The organism is Candidatus Microthrix subdominans (assembly GCA_016719385.1).
In the GTDB taxonomy this organism is placed as follows: domain Bacteria; phylum Actinomycetota; class Acidimicrobiia; order Acidimicrobiales; family Microtrichaceae; genus Microthrix; species Microthrix subdominans.
In genome coordinates, this window is the sequence record JADJZA010000007.1 from 388,290 (window position 1) to 412,672 (window position 24,383).

The 24,383-nt window shown below is 66.9% G+C and carries 24 protein-coding genes and 1 pseudogene; 17 read left to right on the forward strand and 8 right to left on the reverse strand.

Translation table 11 applies throughout. The features are described from left to right. Positions 1 to 27: 27 nt before the first annotated feature. Positions 28 to 1,344, reverse strand: a complete 1,317-nt coding sequence (locus IPN02_11900) for a hypothetical protein (GenBank protein ID MBK9297511.1) — start codon at positions 1,342 to 1,344, stop codon at positions 28 to 30. Between the two features lie 269 nt (positions 1,345 to 1,613). On the opposite strand from IPN02_11900, the gene IPN02_11905 reads away from it, so the two are divergent. After that, entirely contained in the window at positions 1,614 to 2,333 is a 720-nt protein-coding gene (locus tag IPN02_11905) for a hypothetical protein (protein ID MBK9297512.1), read from the forward strand. A 262-nt stretch (positions 2,334 to 2,595) separates the two neighbouring features. Here the strand turns inward: IPN02_11905 and IPN02_11910 are convergent, their stop codons facing one another. Next, positions 2,596 to 2,889: an SHOCT domain-containing protein gene (locus IPN02_11910; protein ID MBK9297513.1), complete on the reverse strand. Its 294-nt coding sequence runs from the start codon at positions 2,887 to 2,889 to the stop codon at positions 2,596 to 2,598. A gap of 15 nt (positions 2,890 to 2,904) precedes the next feature. Further along, positions 2,905 to 3,324, reverse strand: a complete 420-nt coding sequence (locus tag IPN02_11915) for a hypothetical protein (GenBank protein MBK9297514.1) — start codon at positions 3,322 to 3,324, stop codon at positions 2,905 to 2,907. A gap of 231 nt (positions 3,325 to 3,555) precedes the next feature. On the opposite strand from IPN02_11915, the gene IPN02_11920 reads away from it, so the two are divergent. From IPN02_11920 to IPN02_11955, 8 genes and pseudogenes are all read left to right on the forward strand, one after another. After that, positions 3,556 to 4,152 (forward strand): nuclear transport factor 2 family protein, encoded by a 597-nt coding sequence (locus IPN02_11920; protein ID MBK9297515.1) that lies wholly within the window; start codon positions 3,556 to 3,558, stop codon positions 4,150 to 4,152. Between the two features lie 136 nt (positions 4,153 to 4,288). Beyond that, a complete protein-coding gene (locus tag IPN02_11925; GenBank protein ID MBK9297516.1) occupies positions 4,289 to 4,747 on the forward strand; it encodes a DUF1269 domain-containing protein in 459 nt (152 codons plus the stop codon). Positions 4,748 to 5,031: 284 nt separating this feature from the next. Beyond that, on the forward strand, positions 5,032 to 7,404 hold the full coding sequence (locus IPN02_11930) for an arylsulfatase (GenBank protein ID MBK9297517.1): 2,373 nt from the start codon (positions 5,032 to 5,034) through the stop codon (positions 7,402 to 7,404). 72 nt (positions 7,405 to 7,476) lie between these two features. Next, on the forward strand, positions 7,477 to 8,292 hold the full coding sequence (locus IPN02_11935) for a DUF4239 domain-containing protein (GenBank protein MBK9297518.1): 816 nt from the start codon (positions 7,477 to 7,479) through the stop codon (positions 8,290 to 8,292). A 51-nt stretch (positions 8,293 to 8,343) separates the two neighbouring features. Then, on the forward strand, positions 8,344 to 8,736 hold the full coding sequence (locus IPN02_11940) for an SHOCT domain-containing protein (protein MBK9297519.1): 393 nt from the start codon (positions 8,344 to 8,346) through the stop codon (positions 8,734 to 8,736). Positions 8,737 to 8,757: 21 nt separating this feature from the next. Continuing rightward, on the forward strand, positions 8,758 to 9,672 hold the full coding sequence (locus tag IPN02_11945; GenBank protein MBK9297520.1) for a YrhK family protein: 915 nt from the start codon (positions 8,758 to 8,760) through the stop codon (positions 9,670 to 9,672). Continuing rightward, on the forward strand, positions 9,672 to 11,399 hold the full coding sequence (locus tag IPN02_11950; protein MBK9297521.1) for a SulP family inorganic anion transporter: 1,728 nt from the start codon (positions 9,672 to 9,674) through the stop codon (positions 11,397 to 11,399). Before IPN02_11945 ends, IPN02_11950 begins: the two co-directional genes overlap by 1 nt. 97 nt (positions 11,400 to 11,496) lie before the next feature. Then, positions 11,497 to 12,108, forward strand: a pseudogene (locus IPN02_11955) (SUMF1/EgtB/PvdO family nonheme iron enzyme). A 101-nt stretch (positions 12,109 to 12,209) separates the two neighbouring features. On the opposite strand, the gene IPN02_11960 reads toward IPN02_11955, so the two are convergent. Beyond that, positions 12,210 to 12,623, reverse strand: a complete 414-nt coding sequence (locus tag IPN02_11960) for a hypothetical protein (protein MBK9297522.1) — start codon at positions 12,621 to 12,623, stop codon at positions 12,210 to 12,212. A 71-nt stretch (positions 12,624 to 12,694) separates the two neighbouring features. On the opposite strand from IPN02_11960, the gene IPN02_11965 reads away from it, so the two are divergent. Next, positions 12,695 to 13,033, forward strand: coding sequence for a hypothetical protein (locus IPN02_11965; GenBank protein MBK9297523.1), 339 nt, complete (start codon positions 12,695 to 12,697; stop codon positions 13,031 to 13,033). On the opposite strand, the gene arsB is transcribed toward IPN02_11965, so the two are convergent. Together arsB and IPN02_11975 are read right to left on the reverse strand one after the other, a co-directional pair. Beyond that, on the reverse strand, positions 13,014 to 14,237 hold the full coding sequence (gene arsB, locus IPN02_11970; protein ID MBK9297524.1) for an ACR3 family arsenite efflux transporter: 1,224 nt from the start codon (positions 14,235 to 14,237) through the stop codon (positions 13,014 to 13,016). The genes IPN02_11965 and arsB overlap by 20 nt on opposite strands. Then, a complete protein-coding gene (locus IPN02_11975; protein ID MBK9297525.1) occupies positions 14,144 to 14,566 on the reverse strand; it encodes a VOC family protein in 423 nt (140 codons plus the stop codon). Before IPN02_11975 ends, arsB begins: the two co-directional genes overlap by 94 nt. 119 nt (positions 14,567 to 14,685) lie before the next feature. Here IPN02_11975 and IPN02_11980 point away from each other — a divergent pair, with 119 nt between their 5' ends. The 6 genes from IPN02_11980 (at position 14,686) to IPN02_12005 (ending at position 22,200) form a co-directional block, all read left to right on the forward strand. Beyond that, complete coding sequence (locus IPN02_11980) at positions 14,686 to 15,027, forward strand: winged helix-turn-helix transcriptional regulator (protein ID MBK9297526.1); 342 nt, start codon at positions 14,686 to 14,688, stop codon at positions 15,025 to 15,027. Positions 15,028 to 15,246: 219 nt separating this feature from the next. Then, a complete protein-coding gene (locus IPN02_11985) occupies positions 15,247 to 16,356 on the forward strand; it encodes a ScyD/ScyE family protein (GenBank protein ID MBK9297527.1) in 1,110 nt (369 codons plus the stop codon). A 176-nt stretch (positions 16,357 to 16,532) separates the two neighbouring features. Beyond that, complete coding sequence (locus IPN02_11990) at positions 16,533 to 17,999, forward strand: MFS transporter (protein ID MBK9297528.1); 1,467 nt, start codon at positions 16,533 to 16,535, stop codon at positions 17,997 to 17,999. Positions 18,000 to 18,069: 70 nt separating this feature from the next. Then, positions 18,070 to 19,644: an SDR family oxidoreductase gene (locus IPN02_11995; protein MBK9297529.1), complete on the forward strand. Its 1,575-nt coding sequence runs from the start codon at positions 18,070 to 18,072 to the stop codon at positions 19,642 to 19,644. A gap of 196 nt (positions 19,645 to 19,840) precedes the next feature. Continuing rightward, the gene (locus IPN02_12000; protein MBK9297530.1) at positions 19,841 to 20,593 is read left to right on the forward strand and encodes a hypothetical protein; all 753 of its coding nucleotides are present in this window, start codon (positions 19,841 to 19,843) and stop codon (positions 20,591 to 20,593) included. 329 nt (positions 20,594 to 20,922) lie between these two features. Beyond that, positions 20,923 to 22,200 carry an acetyl-CoA hydrolase/transferase family protein gene (locus tag IPN02_12005; GenBank protein ID MBK9297531.1) on the forward strand — a complete coding sequence of 426 codons (1,278 nt, stop codon included), beginning with the start codon at positions 20,923 to 20,925 and terminating at the stop codon, positions 22,198 to 22,200. Positions 22,201 to 22,294: 94 nt separating this feature from the next. Here the strand turns inward: IPN02_12005 and IPN02_12010 are convergent, their stop codons facing one another. After that, the gene (locus IPN02_12010; protein ID MBK9297532.1) at positions 22,295 to 22,924 is read right to left on the reverse strand and encodes a peroxiredoxin; all 630 of its coding nucleotides are present in this window, start codon (positions 22,922 to 22,924) and stop codon (positions 22,295 to 22,297) included. A gap of 139 nt (positions 22,925 to 23,063) precedes the next feature. On the opposite strand from IPN02_12010, the gene IPN02_12015 reads away from it, so the two are divergent. Beyond that, positions 23,064 to 23,633 (forward strand): hypothetical protein, encoded by a 570-nt coding sequence (locus IPN02_12015; protein ID MBK9297533.1) that lies wholly within the window; start codon positions 23,064 to 23,066, stop codon positions 23,631 to 23,633. A 62-nt stretch (positions 23,634 to 23,695) separates the two neighbouring features. Here IPN02_12015 and IPN02_12020 read toward each other — a convergent pair whose 3' ends face one another. Continuing rightward, positions 23,696 to 24,319 (reverse strand): class I SAM-dependent methyltransferase, encoded by a 624-nt coding sequence (locus tag IPN02_12020; protein MBK9297534.1) that lies wholly within the window; start codon positions 24,317 to 24,319, stop codon positions 23,696 to 23,698. Positions 24,320 to 24,383: the final 64 nt, after the last annotated feature.

A 24,383-nucleotide genomic window follows, 5' to 3' on the forward strand; every position in this document is an offset into this window, starting at 1 on the left:
CTGTGCGGCGCAGTAGCCGGTCGTCGGTCAGTCGCTGGGAGGAGTGTCGCCGATCAGTCCGGCGCTTCGCGCCAGCCGCACCGCCTCGCCCCTCGAACTGGTGCCCAGCTTGCGATAGATGGCCGCTGCGTGGCTCTTGACCGTGTTGCGCGAGACGTACAGCCGGGTGGCGATGTCGGACAGGCTGAGGTTGGTGGGCAGGTACTGGGCGACGCGCAGCTCGGCCGCGGTGGGCGACCACAACCGTTCGGCGCTCAGCTCGTTGGCGGCTTGGACCCTGTCGTGGAGCCCGTCGACATGTTTCGCGAACGGCGTGGTTTCATCCTGGATCACCATGCTCAGCTCGAGTTGTTGGAGCAGCTTGAGCGCCGTCTGAGCATCGTCGAGCAGCAGGCAGGTGCGGACCAGCGTGACCAGCCCGAGGATCCGGTACCAGGGAGCGCAGTTGTCCAGAGCGTCGAGCCGGGTGCGGCTGAGCGCAATGCGCTCGGCCGCCTGCTGTTGGCGCCCCGCCCGAGCATCGAACAGCGACGCGATGGCCATGGTCAGCCCGGTCGCCGGATACGTCTCGCCGGGCCGCGTCGCAAGCAGCTTGAGCGCTCGGGTGCTGAGCCCGGCGGCCTCGTCGCGTTGACCTTCGAGGTCGAGCACGATCGCCAGTGCCCCTGCCGCCATGGCGTTCAGGATCGACCAGTCGCCGACGTCGTTCTCGAACAGCGCTTGGCGCAGCGTGTCGTCTGCCCGTTCATCGCCGGCGATGTAACGGTTGGCGCCGAGTACCACGGCCGCGATCGCTTTGAAAGGGCCGGCCGGCAGCAGATGATAGGCATGGGAGGCAAGCGGGAGGACCTCCGCTGCAGGGAGCATTTCCAGCCCGGCTCGAAGCGCCTCCGCCTGGAGCATGGTGAGGTTGTCGGTGTGAGCTGCGCTCACCTCGGTGCTGTTGAGCTCTTCCCAAGCCAGTCGCGCCCAGCGCAACGCCGCCTCGCCGTCGCCGAGGTACACGGCAATGGTCGACGCAACGATGCGCAGCCGGGGTGATGAGCGCACCCGGGCATCACCGAGGTTCGCCAGCCAACGCTGCACCGTGGTGTACATCCCTCGCACGGCGTAGAGCCCGGCATGGGTGGTGATCAGCTCCTCGCACAGGTCGAGTTGTTCGCCGGTCACCGCATGCTCGATGGCGAGGTCGGCATCGCCCTGGCGCTCCCACCAACGGGCAGCCGCCACCTGGATCTCGCTCCAGCGGCCGCGGTTCTGGCTGCGAAGCCGGGAGCAAAGCCAACGCCGCAGTAACGGGTGCAGCCGATACCAGTCGCCGTGCTGATCGAGCGCAAACAACACCACCTCTTCGCGACAGAGACGGCGCAGGGTGGCTGCGGCATCGGAGATCCCGAGGATCTCCTCACACGAGTCGCCGGAAAACCGCCCGAGGCAGCCAAGCTCGGGGGACGGGGGGGGGGGGGGGGGGGGCGTGCGGGGGGGGGGGGGGGGGGGGGGGGGGGGGGCGGGGGGGGGGGGGGGGGGGGGGGGGGCGGGGGCGGGGGGGGCGGGGGGGGGGGGGGGGGGGAAGGCGGGGGGAAAGGGGGGAGGGGGGGCAGGCGCATCAAGAGGTGTTGATCGGCCGCTTTGAGAGCGCCGAACCATTCCTCGGCGACGTAGTCGCTGACGTACTCGATGCTTCCGAGCCGATTCGCGGGCACTTCGAAACCCGAGCGTCGGCTGGTCATGACCAGGCCGGCCAAGCGAAGTCCGGCCGGCCATCCTTCGAACTGGTCGGTGAGGTCGCTGAGCGCGTCGATGTCCGGGTCGACGCCCATGGCGGTGAGCAGTTGCTCGGTTTCGGCCAGGTTGAAGGCCAGGTCGTCCGTGACCACATCGATCACGCCCGGGTCGAGCCGGAATCGGGCAATCGCCTTGGCGTGATGGTGAGCCCGTCCCACGAGAACGAGCGTCGACGACGGCGCAAGGTTGGCGGTCACCTGGCTGAGCAGTGTGGCCGATGCTTCGCTCTCGAGGTGGTGGATGTCGTCGAGTACGAGGACGAAGGGCTCGGTACAGCTTGCGACCATCCGAGCGATGTCGGGATCCGCCTGCGAGTCGGACGCCCCAGTTCTCAGACTGGCCACAATCTGCTCAATGGCGTGGCTCAAGACCAAGGGGTCGTTGTCGATCGCTTCCAGGTTGAGCCAACGCACGACGCGATTGTCCTGAGCGGCCCAGCGCGCCACGAGTGCCGACTTTCCATAGCCCCCGGGGGCCAGGACGCGAATTACCCCGCCGGTCGCCGCGCTGAAGCGATCGTCGAGGCGGGTCCGCTCGATCAGTCGTGACCGGGTGCTCGGCGCACTGAGTCGCGCCGGGGGTCCGACAAAGCGTGTGGGGTCGCGGGTGGCAACCGGGTCACTCACGGCTCAACAAGTCCTTCGACCGACGTGCCTCAGCCAGGGGGAAGGCTGGGGACCGGCGGCCATCGTGATCGCGTCAAAGTACCACGGAGAAAGGGAACCGATGGACGATAGTGCCCCTGCATGAGGGCACTCGACGAGGAGGGGACTCGACGTCTGTTGTGTCGATCTTGGAGGGTGGCCGGCGTCAGCCGGCGAGGATTTTGGCCTTCTCCGTCTCGAACTCGGCATCGGTCACCACGCCCTGATCTCGCAGCGCTGCAAGTTGCTGCAACTGTTCGACGGGCGTGGCAGTGGGTGCGGCCGGCGCTGGGGCTGCCTGGGGCGCAGGCTGCGCCTCCTGCTGTTGTTCGGAGGCCCCCATCGGGCCACCAAACCGTCGCGCTTGGCGGCGCTGAACGCGGCCGGAGACCGCGGTGGCGGTACCGGCCACCACGGCCGTTCGGGCTGCCGCTCGCATCACGGGTCGTCGTCGCAACATGGTGTTCTCGCTTTCTCAGCCGGCCTCGGCCAGCGCGGTTTCCAGGGCTTTGCCCAGGTCGGCGGGGATAATCCCACCTTCGATCAGTTCGCCACCGGCGCGGCGGATCGCTTCGGCGAGCGGCTTCGCCCACAGGTCTTCCCACACCAGTATGAGCACCGATGAGCCGTCGGCGATCGACTCGGCGGCGTGCTCGATGTCCTCGGGGCCGATCATCCCGCCAACGTCCCCATCGAGAGCGGCAAATGCGCTGAGGTGTTCGTGCTCGTCAACCTCGAGCACAACGACGCTGCCGTCGTCACCCTTGGCGACCAACACCAGATCGACGATGCGGATCAAGCCGGCGTCGAGCAGTGCTGCCAGACCATCGGCGATCTCACCCGAGAAGTTGTTCTCGGGGAAGCCGACGATGACGTATTCGAACGGTGCAGCCATGGGCCCTCCACGTCGTGAATTGGTTGCCGGGAAACGTGAGCGGCGTCGTTGGACGGACCGCACGTCCCCACTGCAAGATACCCGAGATGGCGGGCCGCCACCTCCCCCACATCGGGCGATCGGCGCATAGGTGCGTGATCACCCGCTACGGGTGGTGCGGACGGGTGCACGTTGGCGTTTAATGAGTGCGATGTGGGACAACCTGGTGTTCTGTTGCGATGAGGTCGGCCGGTGACGCTGCTCGGTCCGTTCGATCGTCCGGTGGCGCTCAAGCTGCTCAATTCGGAGGTACTTTCAGCGACTCCGCCCGCCTCAGTCATTGTCGAGTGGCCAGAAGGCCAGTCGACACCAGCACAGCCGTCCACCCCGGCCGACGAGCGCCGGCTCGACGTCGCCCGATTTCTCGCCCAAGCGCTGCTGGGTGATTCGGGCGAGGTGGTCCCACAACTCGCCCGGCTCGAGGCGGTGGTCTCCGAGTCGATCGTTGTGTGGAGCCCATCGATGTACACCACTTCGAGACGCGAGCTGGTGGCGGCCATCTTCGACCACGACGATGCCGTCACCTCGACCAGTGTCGAGATCGTGGACGAGGTGATCAGCGGGCCACGGGTTTGCCTCGAGTGGCGGATCACCGGCGTGTTCAACAACGCAGGCTTCCTCAACGATGACGTGCTCATCGAGCCGTCGCACTCCCAGGTCGAAGCGGCGGGCATGCTGGTGTGCACCTTCGAGGATGAGTACGTCAGCCGAATCTGCTGTCCGTACGACCGCATCGCACTGCTCGAACAGGTCTTAACCCCGTCGGCGAGTGACCTGGCGCAGCGTTGAACCCCGGGGCCCCGGTTCGGTTCACCCCGATGGGGTGATGACGCACGGGCATGCCGGGCGCATCGTCGACAACACAACGGGGATATGGCGCACCGACGACACGATCGGTGGGTGGACGGCCCGCACAGGAGAACCCATGAGTGACGAAATGATCGACGACCTGGGTCCAGTCGACTACCTGGTCGTCGAGTTCCCGGCCGGACAGAGCAACTTCAACGGCGAGATGGCGGCCGAACTGGCGTCGCTGAATCGGGCGGGCACGATCCGGCTGCTCGACTTGCTGATCCTCCAGAAGGATGCGGACGGCGCGATCGAGGCCTTCGAGGTGGACGACTTCGATGAGGTCGACGGGTTGGTCGAGCTGGAAGGCGAGATCGCCGAGATTCTCGCTGCGAAGGACATCGCCAACCTCGCCGAGTCGATGCATCCGGGAAGCGTCGCCGGATGCATCGTCTGGGAGAACCTCTGGGCCGCACCGTTTGCGTCGGCCACCCGCCGCGCCGGTGGTCAGCAGATCGCCTCCGGTCGAATCCCCATCGAAGCCATTGTCGCCTCCCTCGAGGCGGATACCGACGAACCCGACGAAGGAGCCTGACCATGCCACTCCGACCAGCACGTAGGCGGCGCCGCGGCGTCATCGCAGCCCCGGTTGCCCGAACGGCCACCGCAGTTGGAACAGCAGCCGTCGTCTCCCACGGGGTGCGGCGCCGGCAGACTCGGCGCGTCGTCCGCCGCGTCCGCTGAGCACCGAGGGCATTCAGCCGATCGCCCAATGTGGGTGATGCGGCCCGAGACGGGCCGTTTCTAGGTTGTCGGTCCAGACCGCTGACGTCGCTGTCGGCGCGTCCGCCGGACCCGCAAGCCCACTGGAGACCAACGATGACGAACCGACCCGACAGCCATGCCCGCTCGATGCTGCCGATCCCGGACCGTCCCAAGTTTGGGCACACCACTTACGACGCCAAGGACCCGGAGACGAACTTTCCGCCGATCGAGCCGCTGTTGCCGCCCGAGGGCGCACCCAACGTGCTGATCGTGTTGCTCGACGACGTCGGGTTTGGTGCGTCGACCGCGTTCGGTGGCCCGTGTGCCACCCCCAACGCCGAGAAGCTCGCCGCCGGCGGCCTGAGCTACAACCGGTTTCACACCACGGCACTGTGTGCCCCGACCCGCGCTGCGATGCTCAGCGGCCGCAACCACCATTCCGTCGGGATGGGCTCGATCACCGAGACGGCCACCTCGGCGCCCGGCAACAGCTCGGTGCGGCCCAACACCAAGGCCCCGCTGGCCATGACGTTGAAGCTCAACGGCTACTCGACGGCCCAGTTCGGCAAGTGCCACGAGGTGCCGGTGTGGCAGTCCTCGCCGCTCGGTCCCTTCGATTCGTGGCCGTCCGCCGGTGGCGGGTTCGAGACGTTCTACGGCTTCATCGGCGGCGAGAACAACCAGTGGGACCCTGCGCTGTACGACGGGTTCACCCCCGTTGAACCGCCTGCGACACCCGAGGAGGGCTACCACCTCACCGAGGATCTCGCCGACCAGGCGGTCAACTGGATCCGCCAGCAGAAGTCCCTCATGCCGGACCGGCCGTTCTTCGCCTACTTCGCCCCCGGCGCCACCCACGCACCGCACCACGTGCCCAAGGAGTGGCCCGCCAAGTACGCCGGGCAGTTCGACGACGGTTGGGACGCCCTGCGCGAGAAGACCTTTGCCCGCCAAAAGGAGATGGGGATCATCCCGGCGGACGCCCAGCTCACCCCGCGCCCCGACGAGATCACCAGCTGGGCCGACATGCCCGAGGAGATGAAGCCGATCCTCGCCCGCCAGATGGAGGTGTACGCAGGGTTTCTCGAGCACACCGACCATCACGTCGGCCGGGTGATCGATGCGATCGACGAGCTGGGAGTGCTCGACAACACGATCATCTATTACATCGTCGGCGACAACGGAGCGTCGGCCGAAGGCACGATGAACGGCGCCTTCAACGAGATGGCCAACTTCAACGGCATGGCGGCGCTCGAGACGCCAGAGTTCCTGGCGTCGAAGATCGACGAGTTCGGCACGCCCAGCGCCTACAACCACTATTCGGTCGGTTGGGCCTGGGCGATGTGCACGCCGTTTCAGTGGACCAAGCAGGTGGCCTCGCACTGGGGCGGCACCCGCAACGGAACCATCGTCCACTGGCCCAACGGCATCGATGAGAAGGGCGGGTTGCGCACCCAGTTCACGCACTGCATCGACGTCGCCCCGACCATCCTGGAGGCGGCGGGGCTTCCCGAACCGACGATGGTCAACGGCGTGCAGCAGAGCCCGATCGAGGGCACGAGCATGCTCTACACCTTCAACGAGGCCAGCTCGCCGGAGCGCCACGACCTCCAGTACTTCGAGATGTTTGGCAACCGGGGGATCTACGACCAGGGCTGGAGCGCCGTCACCAAGCACAAGACGCCGTGGATCATGGTCGGCGGCGACATGCCGGCGTACGACGACGACGTGTGGGAGCTGTACGACGCAACGTCGGACTACAGCCAGGCGGTCGACCTGAGCAAGGACCATCCCGAAAAGCTCGCCAACCTGCAGCGCAAGTGGCTGATCGAGGCGACGAAGTTCAACGTGTTGCCGATGGACGACCGCACCGCCGAGCGGCTCGAGCCGAAACTGGCCGGTCGGCCGACGCTGGTTCACGGCAACACCCAGAAGTTCTACCCGGGCATGGGGCGGCTGTCCGAGAACAGCGTGGTCAGCATCAAGAACAAGTCGTTCTCGGTCACCGCCGAGGTCGACGTACCCGCTGCTGGGATCGATGGCGTGATCATCGCACAGGGTGGACGTTTCGGTGGCTGGGCGGTGTACGCCAAGGACGGCCTGCTGAACTTCGCCTACAACGTGCTCGGCATCGAGGAGTTCATCGTCACCTCAGACAGCGCGATCCCCGAGGGGACCCATCAGGTTCGTGCGGAGTTCGCCTACGACGGCGGAGGGCTCGGCAAGGGCGGCGACGTCACCCTCTACTGCGACGGTGACCAGATCGGCACCGGTCGGGTCGGGGGGACCCAACCCCTGGTCTTCTCGGCCGACGAAACCACCGACATCGGCTACGAGTCGGGCACGATGGTCAGTTCGGACTACGACCTGGTGACCAGTAAATTCAACGGCAAGATCCACTGGGTGCAGATCGATCTCGGATCCGACACCCACGATCACCTCATCGATCCGGAGGATCGCCACCGGATCGCGATCTCACAGCAATAGGGGAGAACCAGCGCGTCGTCCCCCTGTCCGGCCGATCGCCGGCCGGGGGGTCGACCCTGATAAGGAGTAGCGATGACCCCCTTCCAAACCAACCTGCTGTATCTGTTCGTCGCCGGGCTCGTCGCCGGAGGGCTGGGCTATGGCATCCGCCGGTTCTTTCCGGGCATCGAGAAGGCCGATGCGGCACCGTGGGCGGCGACGCTGTCCTACGTCTCGACAGCGTTTGGCGTGGTCGTCGGCTTCTCGATCCTGTTCCTGTTCGGGCAGTTCGCCGCGGCGCGTTCCGCCGTCGGCGACGAGGCAACCTCGATCGGCACGGCCTTTGAGGAGGCCAAGCTCTTTCCCGCCGCGTCGGAGGGCATCCAGGGTGCGCTCATCTGTTACGGCCGGAGCGTGTCGGAGTTCGACTGGCCATCAATGCGGAACGATGGCGTCGGAGCGCCGCAGGTTGACCAGACGTTCAGCGATCTCGTCGCGTCGCTCGGTCAGGGCGACACGGCGACCACCGGTGCCCTCAACTCGGCCGCCGCAACCAACATGGCCTCACAGGTGGGCAGCATCTCGACCGCACGGGAGACCAGGCTCGTGGCGGCGGAGACCTCGGTGCCGACCATGCTCTGGCTGCTGTTGTTCGTCGGCGCAGCGTTCGTTGTGGCGCTGATCTTCATGGTCACCCACTCGGCCGCTCCGCTCACGCAGTCGTTGTTGCTGGGCGCTTCGGCGATCTTCACGGCAGTCCTGATCCTGCTGGTCGTCTCGCTGAGTCGGCCCTACTCGGGAGGGGGAGGCGCCGTGACGCCAAGGTTGATCGAAGAAACAACGACGTTCATGGAGGCTTCGGCCCCCCAGTTGGCAGCCCAGCCGTGCCCAGCGCCAACGGCTGACTGATCACCCGATCGGGGTGATGACCAAACGGTGATCCAGGTCCATTCTGGACCCATGTTTGCCTATGACTATCCCCTTCTATCCGTCTTCTGGACAGTGCTCTGGATCTACCTGATCTTCGCCTGGTTCATGCTGCTGTTCAGCGTCATCGCTGACATCTTCCGCAACCACGAGATGCGAGGTTTCTCCAAGGCGATCTGGCTGGTCGTCGTCATCTTGATCCCGTTCCTCGGGGTGTTGATCTATGTGTTGGCCCACGGGGACGAGATGAGCCAGCGGAAGCTGGCCGAGGCTCAGGCCCAGGACGCTGCCATGCGGTCCTATGTGCAGGATGCGGCCGGTACCCCAAGCCATGCCGACGAGATCGCCAAGTTGGCTGCGCTCCGTGACCAAGGGGCGATCACCGACGCCGAGTTTGCGGCCGGGAAGGCCAAGATCCTTGCGTGAGCAGTCCGCTTCGGCCGGCTGATGGGCTCGGATCTGCTGTCGGCAAGCCCTCAGCCCACGGGCTGGGGGCTGCCGCAGGTTCCGGACGACTGGACGGTCGTCGATACCAAGCGGGCTGGTCCGTTCGTCGTCGGCGCCCACGTCCGACGGGCCGACGGGCGCCTCGTCGAGTGGCGTGCTCGTGCCCACCGCAAGCGCCTCGGCCTTGGCCTCGGCAGGAGCGATGGGGCCGGTCCGGATCAAGTCCGTCCCGGGCCGACTGCCTCGTGTTGGTGGATGGCCGGTCTGTTCGCCGGCGGGTCCGTCTGCTTCGCCCTGGGGTCGTTGCCCCCGTTCTTCGATGGCGTTGCCCCGTCGGTCGTCGCCGCCACGTTTTTTGGCGGTTCCCTGTTGTTCACCAGTGCCAGTGCCATCCAGTACGACGAGAGTCGGGCTGCCCCAGGGGGCATCGGGCCGGCTTCGAAGCGACGCCCTATACTTCGGAGGCTGCTCGGCGTGTCGCCCAGCAGCCTCGGTTGGTGGTCAGCGGCTGTCCAGTTGGTGGGCACCCTGCTGTTCAACCTCAGCACCTTCGCAGCGATGCAGAGCGGCCTCGACACCCAGCAGGACCGCCGACTCATCTGGGCGCCGGATCTCTTCGGTTCGCTGTGCTTTCTCGTGGCCAGCGGGCTTGCATTCGTCGAGGTGAACGCCGGGCTGATGCCTCGCCCCGACGGATCGACCGGCTGGAGAATCGCTGCGCTCAACATGGTGGGTTCAATCGCGTTCGGCGTATCCGCAGTAGCGGCCCGGTACCTGCCCACCTCGGGGCAGTCGGCCAACATCGCGCTTGTCAACGCAAGCACGTTTGTCGGTGCGCTGTGCTTCCTCGGCGGATCGATGCTGCTGCCGGTCGAGGCGGCGAAGGGTGCCCCGGCAATGGCTTCGGCCGGCTGATGAGCGAGGGGCGGCGACCTGCGCCCGGTGCGGCGATGAGGCGGTGGCGGTGGTGGGCGTCGGCGCGACCGGCCGACCGCGCCGAATTGCAGACCGACGTCGTCGCCGGCCTGCCGGTAGCCATCGGGGGCGTGCCGGACGGCATGGCCGCCAGCGTGCTCGCGGGGGTGAACCCGGTCCACGGGCTGTACGCCAGCCTGGTGGCGCCGATCGCCGGTGGGCTGACGAGCAGCACCCGGCTGATGGTGGTGACCACCACCAGCGCTGCGGCGCTGGCGGCCGGGTCGGCCCTGGCACCGGTCGACCCGGCGGAGCGCACCGAGGCGCTGTTTCTGCTGACCGCGCTGGCTGGCGGGATCATGGTCGCTGCCGGGATCCTGAAGCTGGGGCGCTACACCCGCTTTGTCTCCCACTCGGTGATGACCGGGTTTCTCACCGGTGTCGCCGTCAACATTCTTTTCTCCCAGCTCAACTACCTCACCGGCGTGCCCTCGCAGGGGGGCGTGGCGATTCGCCGCGCCCTGCACGTGATCACCCATCCCGGCCTGTTCGACTGGCCGACCCTGGCCACCGGGCTCTGCGCCATCGTCATCCTGCTCGCACTCCGCCGGGGCCCGGTGGCGTCGTATGCATCGATGGTGGCGCTGGCCGTGCCGACGATTGCGCTTCAGCTGCTCGGCACGGCTGGCGTGGTGCGCGTCGGCGACGTCGGCGAGATACCGGCGGGCCTGCCGCTGCCGCATATCCCACCGTTGAGCGCCTTCTCGCTCAACGTGGTTGCCGGCGCCTTCGCGGTGGCTGCGATCGTCCTCGTTCAGGGAGCGGGGGTCAGCGAGTCGGCCCCCAACCCGGACGGAACGCCGGCCGATCCGAATCGGGACTTCATCGCCCAGGGTGCCGGCAACCTGGCCGCCGGGTTCTATCGGGGGCAGCCCACGGGTGGCTCGGTCGGCCAAACGGCCCTCAACCGCAGCGCCGGGGCCGTCGGTCGGTGGGCGGCGGTGGCGGCCGGTGTGTGGATGCTCGTCATCCTGGCCCTGTTCTCCAGCCTGGTGAAGGTCGTGCCGATGACGACGCTGGCCGCGGTGCTCATCGTGGCCGCGTACGGTGCGCTTCGCTGGGGCCGGGTGGTCACGGTGTGGCAGGCCGGTCCCAGCTCTCAGATCGCCCTGGTCGCCACCTTTGTGGCCACCCTGTGGCTCCCGATCGCGGCGGCGGTGGGTATTGGTGTGGTGCTCTCGTTGCTCCTTCAACTCAACACCGAGCTGATGGACCTCAGGGTGGTGCGACTGGTGCCACTCGAGGACGGCCACTTCGAGGAGGTCAAGGTGCCGCCTCGTCTCGAGGGACGCGGCGTGGTGCTGCTCGACGTCTACGGCAGCCTCCTGTATGCCGGCTCCCGCACGATCGAGCAGCACCTTCCCGATCCCAGCGGTGTGGACACCCCGGCGGTCGTCCTGCGGCTTCGCGGCCGATCGACGGCCGGGTCGACCGCCATGGTCGTCATCGCCGGGTATGCAGACCGCGTGGCCGCTGCCGGCGGCCACCTGTTTTTGAGCGGCGTCAGTGGCCCGGTGCTGGAGACCTTGGAACGTTCCGGACGGATCGACCTCAAGGAGAAGGTCACGGTCTTCGAGGCCGATGCGATCGTGGGTCACTCCTCCGAAGTGGCGTATCGGGCGGCCGAAACCTGGCTCGAGGATCACCCCAGTGGAGGTACGTCGTGAGCGGCGATCCAGGTCAATCCTGCTGCAGTCCGTCGAAGCAACCGTCGACGTTGAAGACGGTGCCGAGAGGTGCCCCAGCGGTGGACATGGGCGCTCGATGGGGACCGCCGGACGAGGGCCCCCCGGGGGGGGGGGGGGGCGGGGGCGGGGGGGGCCCCGCCGCCCGCGGGCCCGCGGCCGGGGGGGGGGGCCCGCCGAGTTCAGCAGGTTTGCGGATGCCACCGGCTACCGCACCAGCGCCGAAGCCGACGAGTGGTCGTTTGTGTTCGTGGGCTTGCTGCCGGACGACTTTCCCGACACCCGCGGTGTCGCTGCTGCGCCCTGATGGCGACAGGTGTTTGGCGCAGTCTTCCAGGGGACCTTCCCCGGCGGGCAGGACACCGGGGCCGACGGGGGGGGGGGGGGGGGGGACGGCTGGATTGGGACGTGCCCGGTGACCGCGTTTCAACCCAACGGGTTTGGGCTCTTCAACATGACCGGCAACGTGTGGGAGTGGTGTTCGGACTGGTTCTCCGCCACGACCTACTCGATGGCCCCCAGAGCCGACCCTCAGGGGCCCGTCTGGGGTGAACGTCGGGTGACGTGGGGCGGGTCCTACCTGTGTCACGACTCCTACTGCAACCGCTACCGGGTTGCGGCCCGCAACTCGAACAGCCCGGACAGTTGCTCCGGCAACATCGGCTTCCGGGTGGTGACGTCCGGGGCCTGACCCGCCTGGGGGCCACACGACTGCGCCCGACGCTCGGTGAGCGTCGGGCGCAGGTCATGCGTATTCGTCGTGTGGCTTTCCGACCGGGGCCGGAAAGCGGATCAGTTGGCGCGCAGCTCGCCGCCATGCACGATCAGCGCCCAGATGACGAGGGCATCGATCACGATGATGATGATCGCCCAGAAGGGGTAGACGGGCAGCCACAGGAAGTTGGCAATCATGCTGACGGCGGCGACGATCACTCCGAGTGTGCGAGCCAGGATGTTGCCGGTGAACAGCCCGAATCCAGCCAGCACGACGAGGGCGCCGATGATCACGTGCAGCCAGCCCCAGCCGGTGAGGTCCAGAAAGACGGCGTTGGTGTTGCCGAAAACCACCCAATTGTCGTTGAACAGTGCGATGAACCCGTAAATGATGCTCAGCGTGCCGCCGATGAGCAGCATGGTCCCGGCAAAGTAGATCCAGCCGGTCCAGCCAGTTCGCTCCTCGGTCTGCGTCATGCGTGTGTCGGTCATGGTTTCTCCTCCGTGTTGGATACTCCTAGGACCGTAGAGACGGGGGTCGGTCTCGTCGTCGCCCAGATAGGGTGATCGCGCTCACATCGGCGGCCTTGCTGCGCTTCTGCCGGCGCAACGGCGCCCGGTTGCTCGACATCCCGTGGGTTCAGCCGCGCCTGTCCCCGGCCGGCGCCCGAGTGCAACACATGTTGCTGGTCGACCTGCTTGCCGGGTCCGAGCGAGCGTTGCCGAGTGCAACCCGGGGTCGGTGGATCGAGGGCTACTACCTGGCCGCCGAGGGCGCTGTACCCACCGATCCGACATTCCAGGCCCTGTGGTCACGCGTGTTCGCCCATGATCCCGTCGGCTTCGGTGCGATTGAGAACCCGGAAGTCGAGCCGCTCGACCTCAGCGGCGTCGATCCGTAGAGGTGGGCGGCTGCGAGGCGTCGGCGGTTGCCTGGTCGGACCGCGGGTCCGGGTAGTAGCGGCGCTTCGCCCAGAGAGCGACGTACACCAAGGCGACGAGGACGGGAACCTCGATCAGCGGGCCGATCGTGCCGGCGAGGGCTTGGCCGCTGGTGACCCCGAAGACCGAGATTGCCACCGCTATGGCCAGCTCGAAATTGTTGCCGGCGGCAGTGAAGGCGACCGAGGCGTTGCGGTCGTAGGGGAGGCCGAGGCGGTAGCCGGAGAAGAACGACGCGAACCACATGACGGCGAAGTAGATGAGGAGCGGGACGGCGACACGGGCGACGTCGAAGGGCCGGTCGGTGATCTGTTCCCCCTGAAGCGCAAACAGGATCACGATCGTGAACAGCAGGCCGTACAGGGCGATCGGGCCGATGCGAGGCAGGAAGCGCTGCTCGTACCATTCGGTGCCCTTGCGCTTCTCGCCCAGCATGCGCGTGAGAAACCCGGCCAAGAGCGGAATCCCCAGAAAGATCAGCACCGATCGGGCGATCTCCCACAGACCGACGTCGAGGGCCTGCGTGTCGAGGCCGAGCCAGCCGGGCAGCACGGTGAGGTAGAACCAGCCGAGCACGGAGTACATGACGATCTGAAACGCCGAGTTGATCGCAACCAGCACCGCGCCCAGCTCACTGTTGCCGCACGCCAGGTCGTTCCAGATGAGCACCATGGCGATGCAGCGGGCCAGCCCGACGATGATCAGTCCGGTGCGAAGTTCCGGCAGGTCGCCGAGGAAGACCCAGGCCAGCGTAAACATCAGGGCGGGGCCGATGACCCAGTTCATCACCAGCGACAGGCCGAGGGTGCGGTGATCGCCGAGTTGTTCGCCGATGCGACGGTACCGGACCTTGGCCAGCACGGGGTACATCATCGCCAGCAGGCCGACGGCGATCGGCACCGAGACCGTGCCGATCGTGATCGTGTCCAGCCAGTCGTTGAGGTCGGGCAGCGCCCGCCCGAGGCCCAGCCCGGCCACCATCGCCAGGCCGATCCAGACCGGGAGGTAACGGTTGAGGGTCGACAGCCTGGTTGGGTCCGTGGATGTGGGGTCGGCCACCAACGTGTCGCTCACTGCGGGGCGCAGCACGGCGCGCCTGCGTCCTTGGCGATGACGGTGTTGGCCATCTGTTCGGCGTCGCCGGTTTTGACGTACACCTCCCATGGTGCGCCGTCGGGATCGCCGACCCAAGTCTCGGTCTTGAGCGCATAGCAGCAGGTGGTGTCGTCCACGCCGGTGGTCTCAAGGCCGTCGTTTGTCAGACGTCCCTCGGCTGCGAGCACTTCCTCCGCTGTCTCGACCTCGACCCCGAGATGGTTCAGGGTGCCCCCGTCGTCCCCCTCGATCAGCACCAGCTTCAGCGGTGGGTCGGTAATGGCGAAGTTGGCGTAGCCCGGCCTGCGCTTGTTCACGTCGGTGTTGAACAGTTTGGAGTAGAACTCGACCGCCTGGTCGAGGTTGGAGACGTTCAGGGCGAGCTGGACACGTGACATGGGGGCGCTCCTCGGGCGTTGGGGTGGGGTAGATTGACGGTTGTCGATGTGATCATCGTACCCATACATCGACGCTCGTCAATGTAAACGGGGGTCGGCGGCACGTGGGGAGGAGCTTGATGAGCGCTGCCGGCCGGATTCGTGAGGACGCCCCGGCCACCTGCTGCTCGTCGGTGACGGAGGTCCCGCTGGGCGACGCCGAGGCCACCTCGCTGGCCCGGACCTACGCCGCCCTGAGCGACCCGGTCCGCCTGAGGCTCCTCAGCCTGATCGCGTCCGCTGGGGAGATGTGCTCGTGCGACCTCGTCGAGCCGCTGGCCAAGAGCCAGCCGACGGTGAGCCATCACACCAGAATCCTGGCCGAGGCCGGTTTGATCGACGGCGACAAGCGGGGCCGCTGGGTCTATTGGAGGGTGTCGCCCAAACGGTCCAACTTCGTCAGCCAGGTACTCGGCGGCTGAGTGCCGCGTGCCTCGAGTCGTCCCACTTGGCGGTTGCGACATCCTGCGTCCAGCGTTGTCCCGCCAGGAACCGCTTGTCTCAACCGGTTGGCAGGCGCAGGATGAAGTTCTCGATGACGGGACATCGGGGCAAGCGGGGGGCGGCGGCGCGTAGCACCGCTGGTTCTGCGCGCTCCGGCGTCTCCCGCCGTCGCAACAACAGAGACGGAAAGGGACATTATGAACAGCGTCTTCCCATGGCGACGGCTGCTGCGTTTCGGCGCGGTTGGCTTCGCCGCCTTAGTGCTTTTCGCATGCTCGACGCCGGCACCACCGCCGGGCGGTGGCGGCCAGGGCTCGTCGGCGACGGTGCTCTTGGACGGTTTGAGTTCGCCGAAGGGCCTCGACAGCTTCTTCGGCCAGCCGATCGTCGCTCAGGGGGCATTCGGGCCTCCCGGCCCGGTCCTCTCCCACAGCCGATCTCTTTGGCACCAGCCGAAAACGATCGAGCTGAGCGACCCGATCGGCCTGATCGATGTTGCTGCTGCTAACGACGGGTCGCTCTGGGGGCTGGGTAGCGACGCGCAGGACGGTTCTCCCCGCATGCTCTACCGCAAGGGGGCGTTCGACCGCACGTTCCTGCCGGTGGCCGACATCACCGCCTACCAGCAGGGTGACCCGGATCCTTCCGACCTCGAAGATGATCCCACCGAGTCGAACCCGTACGGAGTAGCTGCGTTGAGCAATGGCGACGCGCTCGTCGCCGATGCCGCCAACAACGATCTGTTGCGGATCACCCGCAGCGGTCAGATCAGCACGGTGGCTCGATTCGACACCGAGGAGATCTCAACCGATCACCTGGGTGATCCCAGCCTCCCGCCTGCGCTGCCGACCGAGGCGGTGCCGACGTCGATCGCCGTCGTGGGGCGGTGGGCCTTCGTCGGCGAGCTCAAGGGCTTCCCGTTCCGACCCGGTAGTTCGAGGGTGTGGAAGATCGACATCCGCTCCAACGGTGCGGTGTGTTCGGCCAACCCCGCCAACGCCACCAGCGGATGCTCCTCGGCGATGACGGGCTTTACCGCCATTCAGGACCTGGACATCAACCCGTGGACCGGTGAGACGTACGTGTATCAACTCGCCGCCGGGGGCGTCGGGGCCTTTGAGGAAGGTTTCGATACCGGCAACTTCCCACCCGCTGTGCTGGAGAAGGTGTCGCGCGGCGGCGTCCGCACCGAGCTGGTCCCAGGGCAGCTGAGCCAGCCGGGCGGCGTCGACGTCGGCCCCTTTGGCACGGTCCACGTGACCGACGGGGTCTTCGGCAACGGACGGTTGTTGCGTATCAGCGGCTGACGGTCGCAGGCCAACGCAGCCACGCGGTCTGGCATCAGGGGGCGCTCCAAGTGGGAGCGCCCCCGAGCGCCGGATCGCTCGAACGTTAGAGTCGGCGGGTGCGCGTCGACCCGGCAGCCCACGAGCGCCGCTGGTGGGCGCTCGGGGTGCTCACCCTTCCCGTGCTGATCATCTCGATGGACTCGACGATCCTGGGGTTCGCCGTTCCTCAGCTCAGCGAGGCGCTGCAGCCGTCGAGTTCTCAGCTGCTGTGGATCGTCGACATCTATTCATTCGTCCTCGCAGGGCTCCTGATCACGATGGGTTCGCTGGGGGATCGCATCGGCCGGCGACGTCTCCTCGTCGCCGGCGCCGTTGCGTTCAGCGCCGCGTCGCTGTTGGCGGCGTTCGCCACCGACGCCAACATGCTGATCGGTGCCCGCGCTCTGCTCGGTGTGGCGGGGGCGACGCTGATGCCATCGACGTTGTCGTTGCTGCGCAACGTCTTCATCGATCCGCGCGAGCGGCAGACGGCGATCGCGCTGTGGGCAACCGCCTTTGCGGCGGGCACGGCCCTCGGCCCGATCGTCGGAGGGTTTCTCCTTGAGCACTACTGGTGGGGTTCGGTGTTCACCGTCGGGATTCCGGTGACCGCCCTCCTGGCGGTGTTGGCGCCTCGGCTCGTTCCCGAATCGAAGGACCCCAACCCAGGGGCATTCGATTTGGTGAGCGCCGGTCTGTCGATGGTGGCGATGCTTCCCACCGTCTTTGCGGTCAAGCTGGTCGCCGAGCGTGGTTGGTCGGCCAGTGCGATGGTCGCGTTGACGATCGGCATCACCGCCGGGGTCGTGTTCGTCCGGCGTCAGCGTCGTCTCGTCGATCCGATGATCGACGTCTCGCTCTTCGCCGTGCCGAAGTTCCGCATGGCGGTGACCGGCAACCTCGTCGCGTGTTTCGGCTTCGCCGGCACGATGTTCTTCGTCACCCAGCACCTTCAGCTCGTCGTCGGCATGTCTCCGCTCCGGGCCGGCGTTCAGTTGTTGCCGGCGGTCGCCGCCACCATCGTCTTCATGCTTCTGGCCCCGGTCGCTGCCCGCCGGTGGGGTCCCTTTGCCGTCATCGCCGCCGGGCTCGGGTGCGGCGCCGTCGGGTTTGTGTTGCTGGCACAGGTGGGTGCCGACGGGTCGACGGCGATCGTCACCGCAGCGGTCATCGTGCTCAACGCCGGTCTCGGTGCGGCGATGACCGTCGCCGTCGACGGCATCATGGCCGCCATCCCCGCCGAGCGTGCCGGTGCCGGTGCGTCCGTGTCGGAGACCGCCAACGAGCTCGGCATCGCCCTCGGCACGGCCGTGCTCGGCAGCATCATGATTGCGGTGTATCGCGCCAACCTGGGCTCGCCGACAGGCATCGGCCCCAACGATCTCGCCGATGCCCGCGAGACACTCGGGGCTGCGGTCTCAGCGTCGGAACGTTTGGGCGATCCAGCCGGCCCGGCGCTGCTGGAGGCGGCACGCGGAGCGTTTGTCGACGGGGTTCGTACCGCATCCCTGGTCGCCGTCGTCGCATTGGCCGTGGTCGCTGCGTGGGCGCTTCGCTCTCGTCTGGCCGATAGCCCGAAGGACGCAACCGCCCCCAGCGTCCCAACAGCAGCCCAACGCTGACCGTGCCGTTTGCGCCTCGGCAGGCCGATCGGAGTGCCGGGGCGGAGGGCCCGCTCGGTACAGTCGAGCGGTGACCGCACCGGCCTCATCCCACGACGACGACCTGCGGGCGCAGCTGCTCGACGCCACCGACCTCCTTCGGCGGGTCGCCGGGTCGAAGGACCTGCTGGCCTCACTGTCGGTTGAGGAACGCACTGCGCTGTTGAACGCCGCGGGTGATGTGTTCTGTGGCGATGCCGACGAACGCCGCTTGCGGGTCAAGGCTCGGCGCAAGGCCCAGCGGGCCGAGAAGCTCCGCCGCGACGACGACGTGCTCGCCGGCACCGGTATCCGCACCCTGCGGGCCAAGCCGGTGTTCACGACGCCCAACGTATTCCCACCTGTTGGCTTCGAGCAGGCCGACGTGGCTGATGCCCGCTTCCGCGAGACCGTCGAGCCTCAGCACTGTTATGTGTGTAAGGCCAAGTACTCCCGCGTTCACCACTTCTACGACCAGCTGTGCCCCGACTGCGCCGCCTTCAACTACGCCAAGCGCAGCGAGACCGCCGACCTGTCGGGCACGGTGGCGCTGCTCACCGGGGGTCGGGTCAAGATCGGCTACCAGGCGGGCATCAAGCTGTTGCGCTGCGGCGCCGAGCTGATCGTCGCCACCCGCTTCCCCCGCGATGCCGCGGCCCGCTACGCCGCCGAGGCGGACTTCGCCGAGTGGGGCGACAACCTGGAGATCATCGGCCTGGACCTGCGGCACACGCCCAGCGTCGAGGCGTTCTGCTCCCACGTGCTCCAGACCAGGGACCGGCTCGATTTCATCGTCAACAACGCGTGTCAGACCGTCCGCCGACCCTCGGACTTCTACAGCCACATGATGGAGGGGGAGACCGCCGCACTCGAGTCGTTGTCGCCGGACGTGCTGGCGCTGGTCGGGGCCTACGAGGGGCTTCGCCGCTACGAGATGCTGCCGGCCGACCCGACCGGCGCAGCGTTGGCGACGGCCGAACCCGAAGGTGCTTCCTCAGCGGTAGCGGGACTGACGCAGGCCGCCGAGCTGTCGCAGGTGCCGCTGTTGCCCGACGAGCACCGCACCGGCGACGACACCCGGGAGGCGTTGTTTCCCGAGGGTCGTCTCGATCAGGACCTTCAGCAGGTCGACCTGCGGGATCGCAACTCGTGGCGCCTCCTGCTCCACGAGGTGTCGTCGGTCGAGTTGCTCGAGACCCAGCTGGTCAACGCGATCGCGCCGTTCGTGATCAACGCCCGGCTTCGGCCGCTGCTGGAGGCCGCCCCGGGCGCGCACCAGCACGTCGTCAACGTCTCGGCGGTGGAGGGTCAGTTCTACCGGCGCTTCAAGACGACCAAGCACCCCCACACCAACATGGCCAAGGCGGCGCTCAACATGATGACCCGTACCTCAGCCACCGACTTTCACGACTCCGGCATCCACATGAACAGCGTCGACACCGGCTGGGTGTCCGACGAGGATCCGGTTGCCAAGGCCGACGAGAAGCGGGCCGAGCACCGCTTTCATCCCCCGCTCGACATCGTCGACGGCGCAGCGCGCATCGTCGACCCGATCATCGACGGGATGAACACCGGCACCCACGTATGGGGACAGTTCCTCAAGGACTACCGGCCCACCGACTGGTAGGCCATCGCCTCGAGCCCACACCGCCTTGGGGAGCCGCCGAACTCGGGAGTGCGGGGCGCGCTCTGGCGGTTGTTTCAGCTCCCGACTTTGGGTGGGGGATGCCGAACTCGGGAGTGCGGGGCGCGCTCTGGCGGTTGTTTCAGCTCCCGACTACGGACCAGCGAGAACGGCGGGTGCAGGGATACCCTCGCTTGCTATGAGCAACATGACCGACGACTCACCATCCACGCAGGCGTCGAGGGACTCTGCCGACGACATCGGTGCCATCGGCGCAATGTTCATGCTGGACATGGACAACTATGTCGCAGCGGCATCCGTGGGATATGAGGGCCTGGCGTTCTACTTCGGCGGACGCGGGGGAGTGCTGGGTGACGTGCCCGTCGACGACGTGGTTGAGGCGTTCTGCTTCTTTCCAGCCGCATCGGTGGAGGCTGGCTGGACGCAGGCGGCCACGGTCGAAAGCCGGCACGAATCGGCAGTGCGCTTTGCCCAGGCCGCCCAGACCTGGGCCGCAAAACACCTGCCGGACGACGGGGTTGACTACGAGCGAACCGCTGCGCTGGCAGGCAGGGTCGTTGCTGCCGCAGACGCTGGGACGACCACCATCTTCGACGGGTGGCGTCGCCTGCCCGAGCCCGAGTCGGTGCGTGAACTCGCTGTACATCGGGTGAACGCCCTACGCGAACTGCGCTTCGCCTGTCATGTCGCCGAGGTGCGTCGGAGCGGTCTCGATCCGTACGTTGCGTTCATGGTCAAGTCGCCGGGCATGGCCGACGTTTTCGGGTGGCCCGAACCGCGACCCACACCGAGCGAGGCAGACCGCCAAGCCTGGGCCGAGGCCGAAGCGGCCACCGATCGCGCCTTTGGAGCCGATCTAGCGGTGCTCAACCCTGACGAGCTGACCGAATTTGTCGCCCTGCTGGCGTCCATGCGGGCAGCCATCAGCTAACCGGCTCATCGACTGCGGGCTGACCGACTCATCGACTGCGGGGCTCATTGACGGTGGGGCTGAGGCGGGTCGGCTCCACGACCGAACTGGGGAGTGCACACTGCACTCTGGCGGTCGTTTCGACTCCCGACTTGGGAGGAGGTGCCGAACTGGGGAGTGCACACTGCGCTCTGGCGGTCGTTTGGGCTCCCGACTTGGTGGGACGTGCCGAACTGTCGAGCTGTGGGTCGTCGGCGGGCGGAAACGGGCCGTCGACGGATCGCCGGGTTCGACACGCCGAGAGCGCGTCCTAGGGTGGCCAGCATGCTTCGACCTGCGTCCCTCACCCGATGATCTCCCTCTCGCCCCCGGTATCTGCCGATGCGGTGCTCGACCTGCTGACGCCCGGCGCCGACGTGATCGTGCCCCTCGCCAACGGCGAGCCGACGACGGTCCTCGATGCGATCGAGGCCGGCGCAGATCGACTTGAGGGCGTACGCATCCATCAGATGCACGCTCTCCACGATCGGCCTTACATGCACGGCGCTTACGGCGACCGGCTGCGCCACGTCTCCTACTTCCTGTCCCACATCACCCGGCCCGCCTATTGGGAGGGCACCATCGATCTCGTGCCCAACCACTTCTCCGAGGTGCCGATGATCCTGCGCCGAAGTACCAAGTGCACGGTGGTTGTCGCCGCCTGCTCGCCGCCGGACCAGCACGGATACTTCAGCCTGGGTACCAACGCCGACTATGTAGCGGGCCTCATCGGCCGGGTGCCGATTTTTCTGGAGGCCACGCCGTACATGCCTCGAACCCGGGGGGCCAACGTGGTGCACCATTCCCAGGTGGCGGGCTGGTGCGAATCCGAGCGTCCCCTGGTGGAGGTGCCGCGCTCCGAGGCCAACGACATCGACCGTGCCATCGCCTCGCTGGTCGCCGAACGGATCCCCGATGGGGCCTCGGTGCAGATTGGCATCGGGTCGATCGCTTCCGCAGTGCTCGATGGTCTACGCGGTCACCGTGACCTGGGCATCCATACCGAATTGCTTCACGATGGCATGGTCGATCTGGTCGAGGAGGGTGTGGTCACCGGAGTGGAGAAGGAGGTGCGACGCAACAGGGTGGTCACCACCTTCTGCCTAGGCACCCGACGCCTCTACGACTGGCTCGAGGACAATGCGGTTGTCGAAGTGCTTGGCGTTGACTTTGTGAACGATCCTCGCGTCATCGCCCGGATGAGCCGGTTCAATTCGGTCAATGCCACCACCGAGGTTGACCTGATGGGTCAGTGCGCATCGGAGACGATCGGCGGGCGCTACTGGTCATCGTCGGGTGGACAGGCCGACTTTGCTCGCGGCGCGATGTACGCGGATGAGGGCCAGGCGTTCATCGTCACCCCATCGCTGACGCGGGATGGACGCAGCCGCATCGTCCCGTCGCTCGCCAGCGGATCGGTGGTGACCACCTTGAAGAACACGGTGGACCACGTTGTCACCGAGCACGGCGTCGCAGAGCTTCGGGGCAAGGCCCTCTCTGATCGAGCTCGAGCTCTGATCGCGGTCGCCGACCCGTCCGTGCGGGACAACCTCACACGCGATGCCCGGACACTGGGGCTGTTCCTTTAACCGGAGTGCGTGGGGGCCCCGGTGGGATTATCGGTCGAGCACGGTGAGCGTTCGGTTGGGCACGACCCAACCGAACGCTCCCGGCTTCGGATAACTATTTCGGGGCGTCTGCGTAACGGAGGTAGGGCTTGAACTCCTCGACGTTCTCGAACTTTTCCTTGGCGTCCTCGGTGGACATCCCCATGGCCACGATCACGCGGTCGCCGGGCTTCCAGTCGGCCGGGGTGGCGATGGGGTTGGCATCGGTCGCCTGGAGTGCGTCGATCACGCGGACGATCTCGTCGAAGTTGCGGCCTACCGACTTGGGGTAGGTGAGGATGAGGCGCAGCTTGTCCTCGGGGTCGACGATGAACACCGAGCGGACGGTGGACGTGTCACCCTCGCCGGGGTGGATCATGTCGTACAGCTCGGCGATCTTGTGGTCGGGGTCGGCCACGATCGGGAAGTTGAGCGGGGTACCCGTGACCTCGCCAATGTCCGGTGCCCAGGCGTGGTGGTCTTCGATCGGGTCGATCGAGATGGCCATCGCCTTGGTGTTGCGCTTCTCGAACTCGCCCCCGAGGGCGGCGGTGCGGCCCAGCTCGGTGGTGCACACCGGGGTGAAGTCGGCCGGGTGGCTGAAAAAGACCGCCCACGAACCCTTCTTCCAGTCGTGGAAGGAGAGCTCTCCGTCGGTGGTCATGGCGGTGAAATCTGGAGCGGTGTCTCCGAGGCGAAGGCCCATGAAAACGTCCTTTCGTTAAGCGCTGCGGGATCGCAGCGTGTGTTCGCAGTCCAGACTAGACAGCCCAACCTTCGAACCGTGGCCGTGGGCAGTGTGAGCTTCCGTCGTTAGTCTCGAATCGAGATTTCAGGAGGTCGACATGAACCCGCATCCCAGCTCCCCAGCGGACCGAATTAAACGTGCGTTCAGCCTTGCTGCTGTCACCAACCGGGCCATGGTGGCAGCTCTGGCCTTGGTGATGTTGGGCGCTGCGTCCTGCAGCAACGGCACGGACCAGGAGTCCTCCGGGACGACCTCAGAACAGGTCGCCACATCGACCGTCGAGACCTCGACGACCCTGGGCGATGCTCAAACGACGACTGCGCAGGATGCCGCGACGACCACGGCCGCTGAGACCTCGACAACGGTCGCCGACGGAGCGAGCACGTCGTCGAAACCCTCCAAGGAGTGCCAGGACCTCGAAGAGCGCGACGACGGTCGCTACGACCTCGGCGACGCCGGCACGGTGGTTGTGGCCCGCAATGGCTCCACGCTGGAGTTGGTCGAGGTCATCGAGGCCGATGGCTGGACGGTCGACGTGGACGACGACGATGACGACGAGGTGGAGGTGGAGGTGGAGCTGCGCTCCGACGACGGGACCAAGGTGGAGTTCGAGGCCGAGATCGAGGACGGCGACCGTCTCGAGATCGAGGTGTGCACCCGTCGGTAACCGATCGAAGCATGCAGTGCGGCCGTCGATTGAGGCGCGCCGGGCGACGGGGTGCGGCCTCGCTAAGGCTGCTTGACCGATACCGCCAGAAACAACGGGTACGCCCGCCCGTCCTTGGTCACCTGATGGATCGAGCGCTCCACGCTGGTGGTGAAGCCGGCGTCGGCGAGCCTGGCGGCCAACTGGTCCGGTTCGAAGCCGTCGTGGGCATGGCCGACGCCGGCGTCGTGGCCGGAGCCGGCGTGGAACGATCCGTCCTCGGCCTCGAGGTCCACGATGCACAGACGCCCCTCATCGGTGAGCATCTCGGCGAAAGCGGCAAGCACAGGCGGAAGATCGGCGATGTGGTGCAAGGTCATCACCGTGACGATCAGCTCGAAGCGGTCCTCGGGCACCCCGTCGGTGGCGAGGTCGGTGCCCCACACCCGGGTGGTGGGGGGCAATGAGCCGGCTGCCACCTTTTCGCTCGCAACCTCGCGCATGCCCGCCGATGGGTCGGCCAGCGTGATCGGTCCAACCCTCGACGCCAGTTGCTCGGCCACCAGGCCGGTGCCGGCGCCATACTCGAACAGTCGCATGGACGGCTCCAAGGGCACCGCTCCCGCGATGGCATCGGCGACCGCACGAGCCCGTTCGATCTTGGCTTCGTCGTCCCACGTGGCGGCTTTGTCGTCAAAAGAACTCATGGTGGTTCGCTGCTCCTCCGGGTCGCTTGGCCGTGTCCACACTACGGGCCTGGCCGGGGAACAG

Coding starts and splice junctions, on each gene's coding strand:
- IPN02_11985 (MBK9297527.1), top strand. CDS start 15,247: ATGAACAGCGTCTTCCCATGGCGACGGCTGCTGCGTTTCGGCGCGGTT.
- IPN02_11930 (MBK9297517.1), top strand. CDS start 5,032: ATGACGAACCGACCCGACAGCCATGCCCGCTCGATGCTGCCGATCCCG.
- IPN02_11910 (MBK9297513.1), bottom strand. CDS start 2,889: ATGTTGCGACGACGACCCGTGATGCGAGCGGCAGCCCGAACGGCCGTG.
- IPN02_11915 (MBK9297514.1), bottom strand. CDS start 3,324: ATGGCTGCACCGTTCGAATACGTCATCGTCGGCTTCCCCGAGAACAAC.
- IPN02_12015 (MBK9297533.1), top strand. CDS start 23,064: ATGAACCCGCATCCCAGCTCCCCAGCGGACCGAATTAAACGTGCGTTC.
- IPN02_11945 (MBK9297520.1), top strand. CDS start 8,758: ATGGGCTCGGATCTGCTGTCGGCAAGCCCTCAGCCCACGGGCTGGGGG.
- IPN02_11950 (MBK9297521.1), top strand. CDS start 9,672: ATGAGCGAGGGGCGGCGACCTGCGCCCGGTGCGGCGATGAGGCGGTGG.
- IPN02_11975 (MBK9297525.1), bottom strand. CDS start 14,566: ATGTCACGTGTCCAGCTCGCCCTGAACGTCTCCAACCTCGACCAGGCG.
- IPN02_12010 (MBK9297532.1), bottom strand. CDS start 22,924: ATGGGCCTTCGCCTCGGAGACACCGCTCCAGATTTCACCGCCATGACC.
- IPN02_11925 (MBK9297516.1), top strand. CDS start 4,289: ATGAGTGACGAAATGATCGACGACCTGGGTCCAGTCGACTACCTGGTC.
- IPN02_11990 (MBK9297528.1), top strand. CDS start 16,533: ATGGACTCGACGATCCTGGGGTTCGCCGTTCCTCAGCTCAGCGAGGCG.
- IPN02_12005 (MBK9297531.1), top strand. CDS start 20,923: ATGATCTCCCTCTCGCCCCCGGTATCTGCCGATGCGGTGCTCGACCTG.
- IPN02_11960 (MBK9297522.1), bottom strand. CDS start 12,623: ATGACCGACACACGCATGACGCAGACCGAGGAGCGAACTGGCTGGACC.
- IPN02_11935 (MBK9297518.1), top strand. CDS start 7,477: ATGACCCCCTTCCAAACCAACCTGCTGTATCTGTTCGTCGCCGGGCTC.
- IPN02_12020 (MBK9297534.1), bottom strand. CDS start 24,319: ATGAGTTCTTTTGACGACAAAGCCGCCACGTGGGACGACGAAGCCAAG.
- IPN02_11980 (MBK9297526.1), top strand. CDS start 14,686: ATGAGCGCTGCCGGCCGGATTCGTGAGGACGCCCCGGCCACCTGCTGC.
- arsB (MBK9297524.1), bottom strand. CDS start 14,237: ATGGGAGGTGTACGTCAAAACCGGCGACGCCGAACAGATGGCCAACAC.
- IPN02_11940 (MBK9297519.1), top strand. CDS start 8,344: ATGTTTGCCTATGACTATCCCCTTCTATCCGTCTTCTGGACAGTGCTC.
- IPN02_12000 (MBK9297530.1), top strand. CDS start 19,841: ATGAGCAACATGACCGACGACTCACCATCCACGCAGGCGTCGAGGGAC.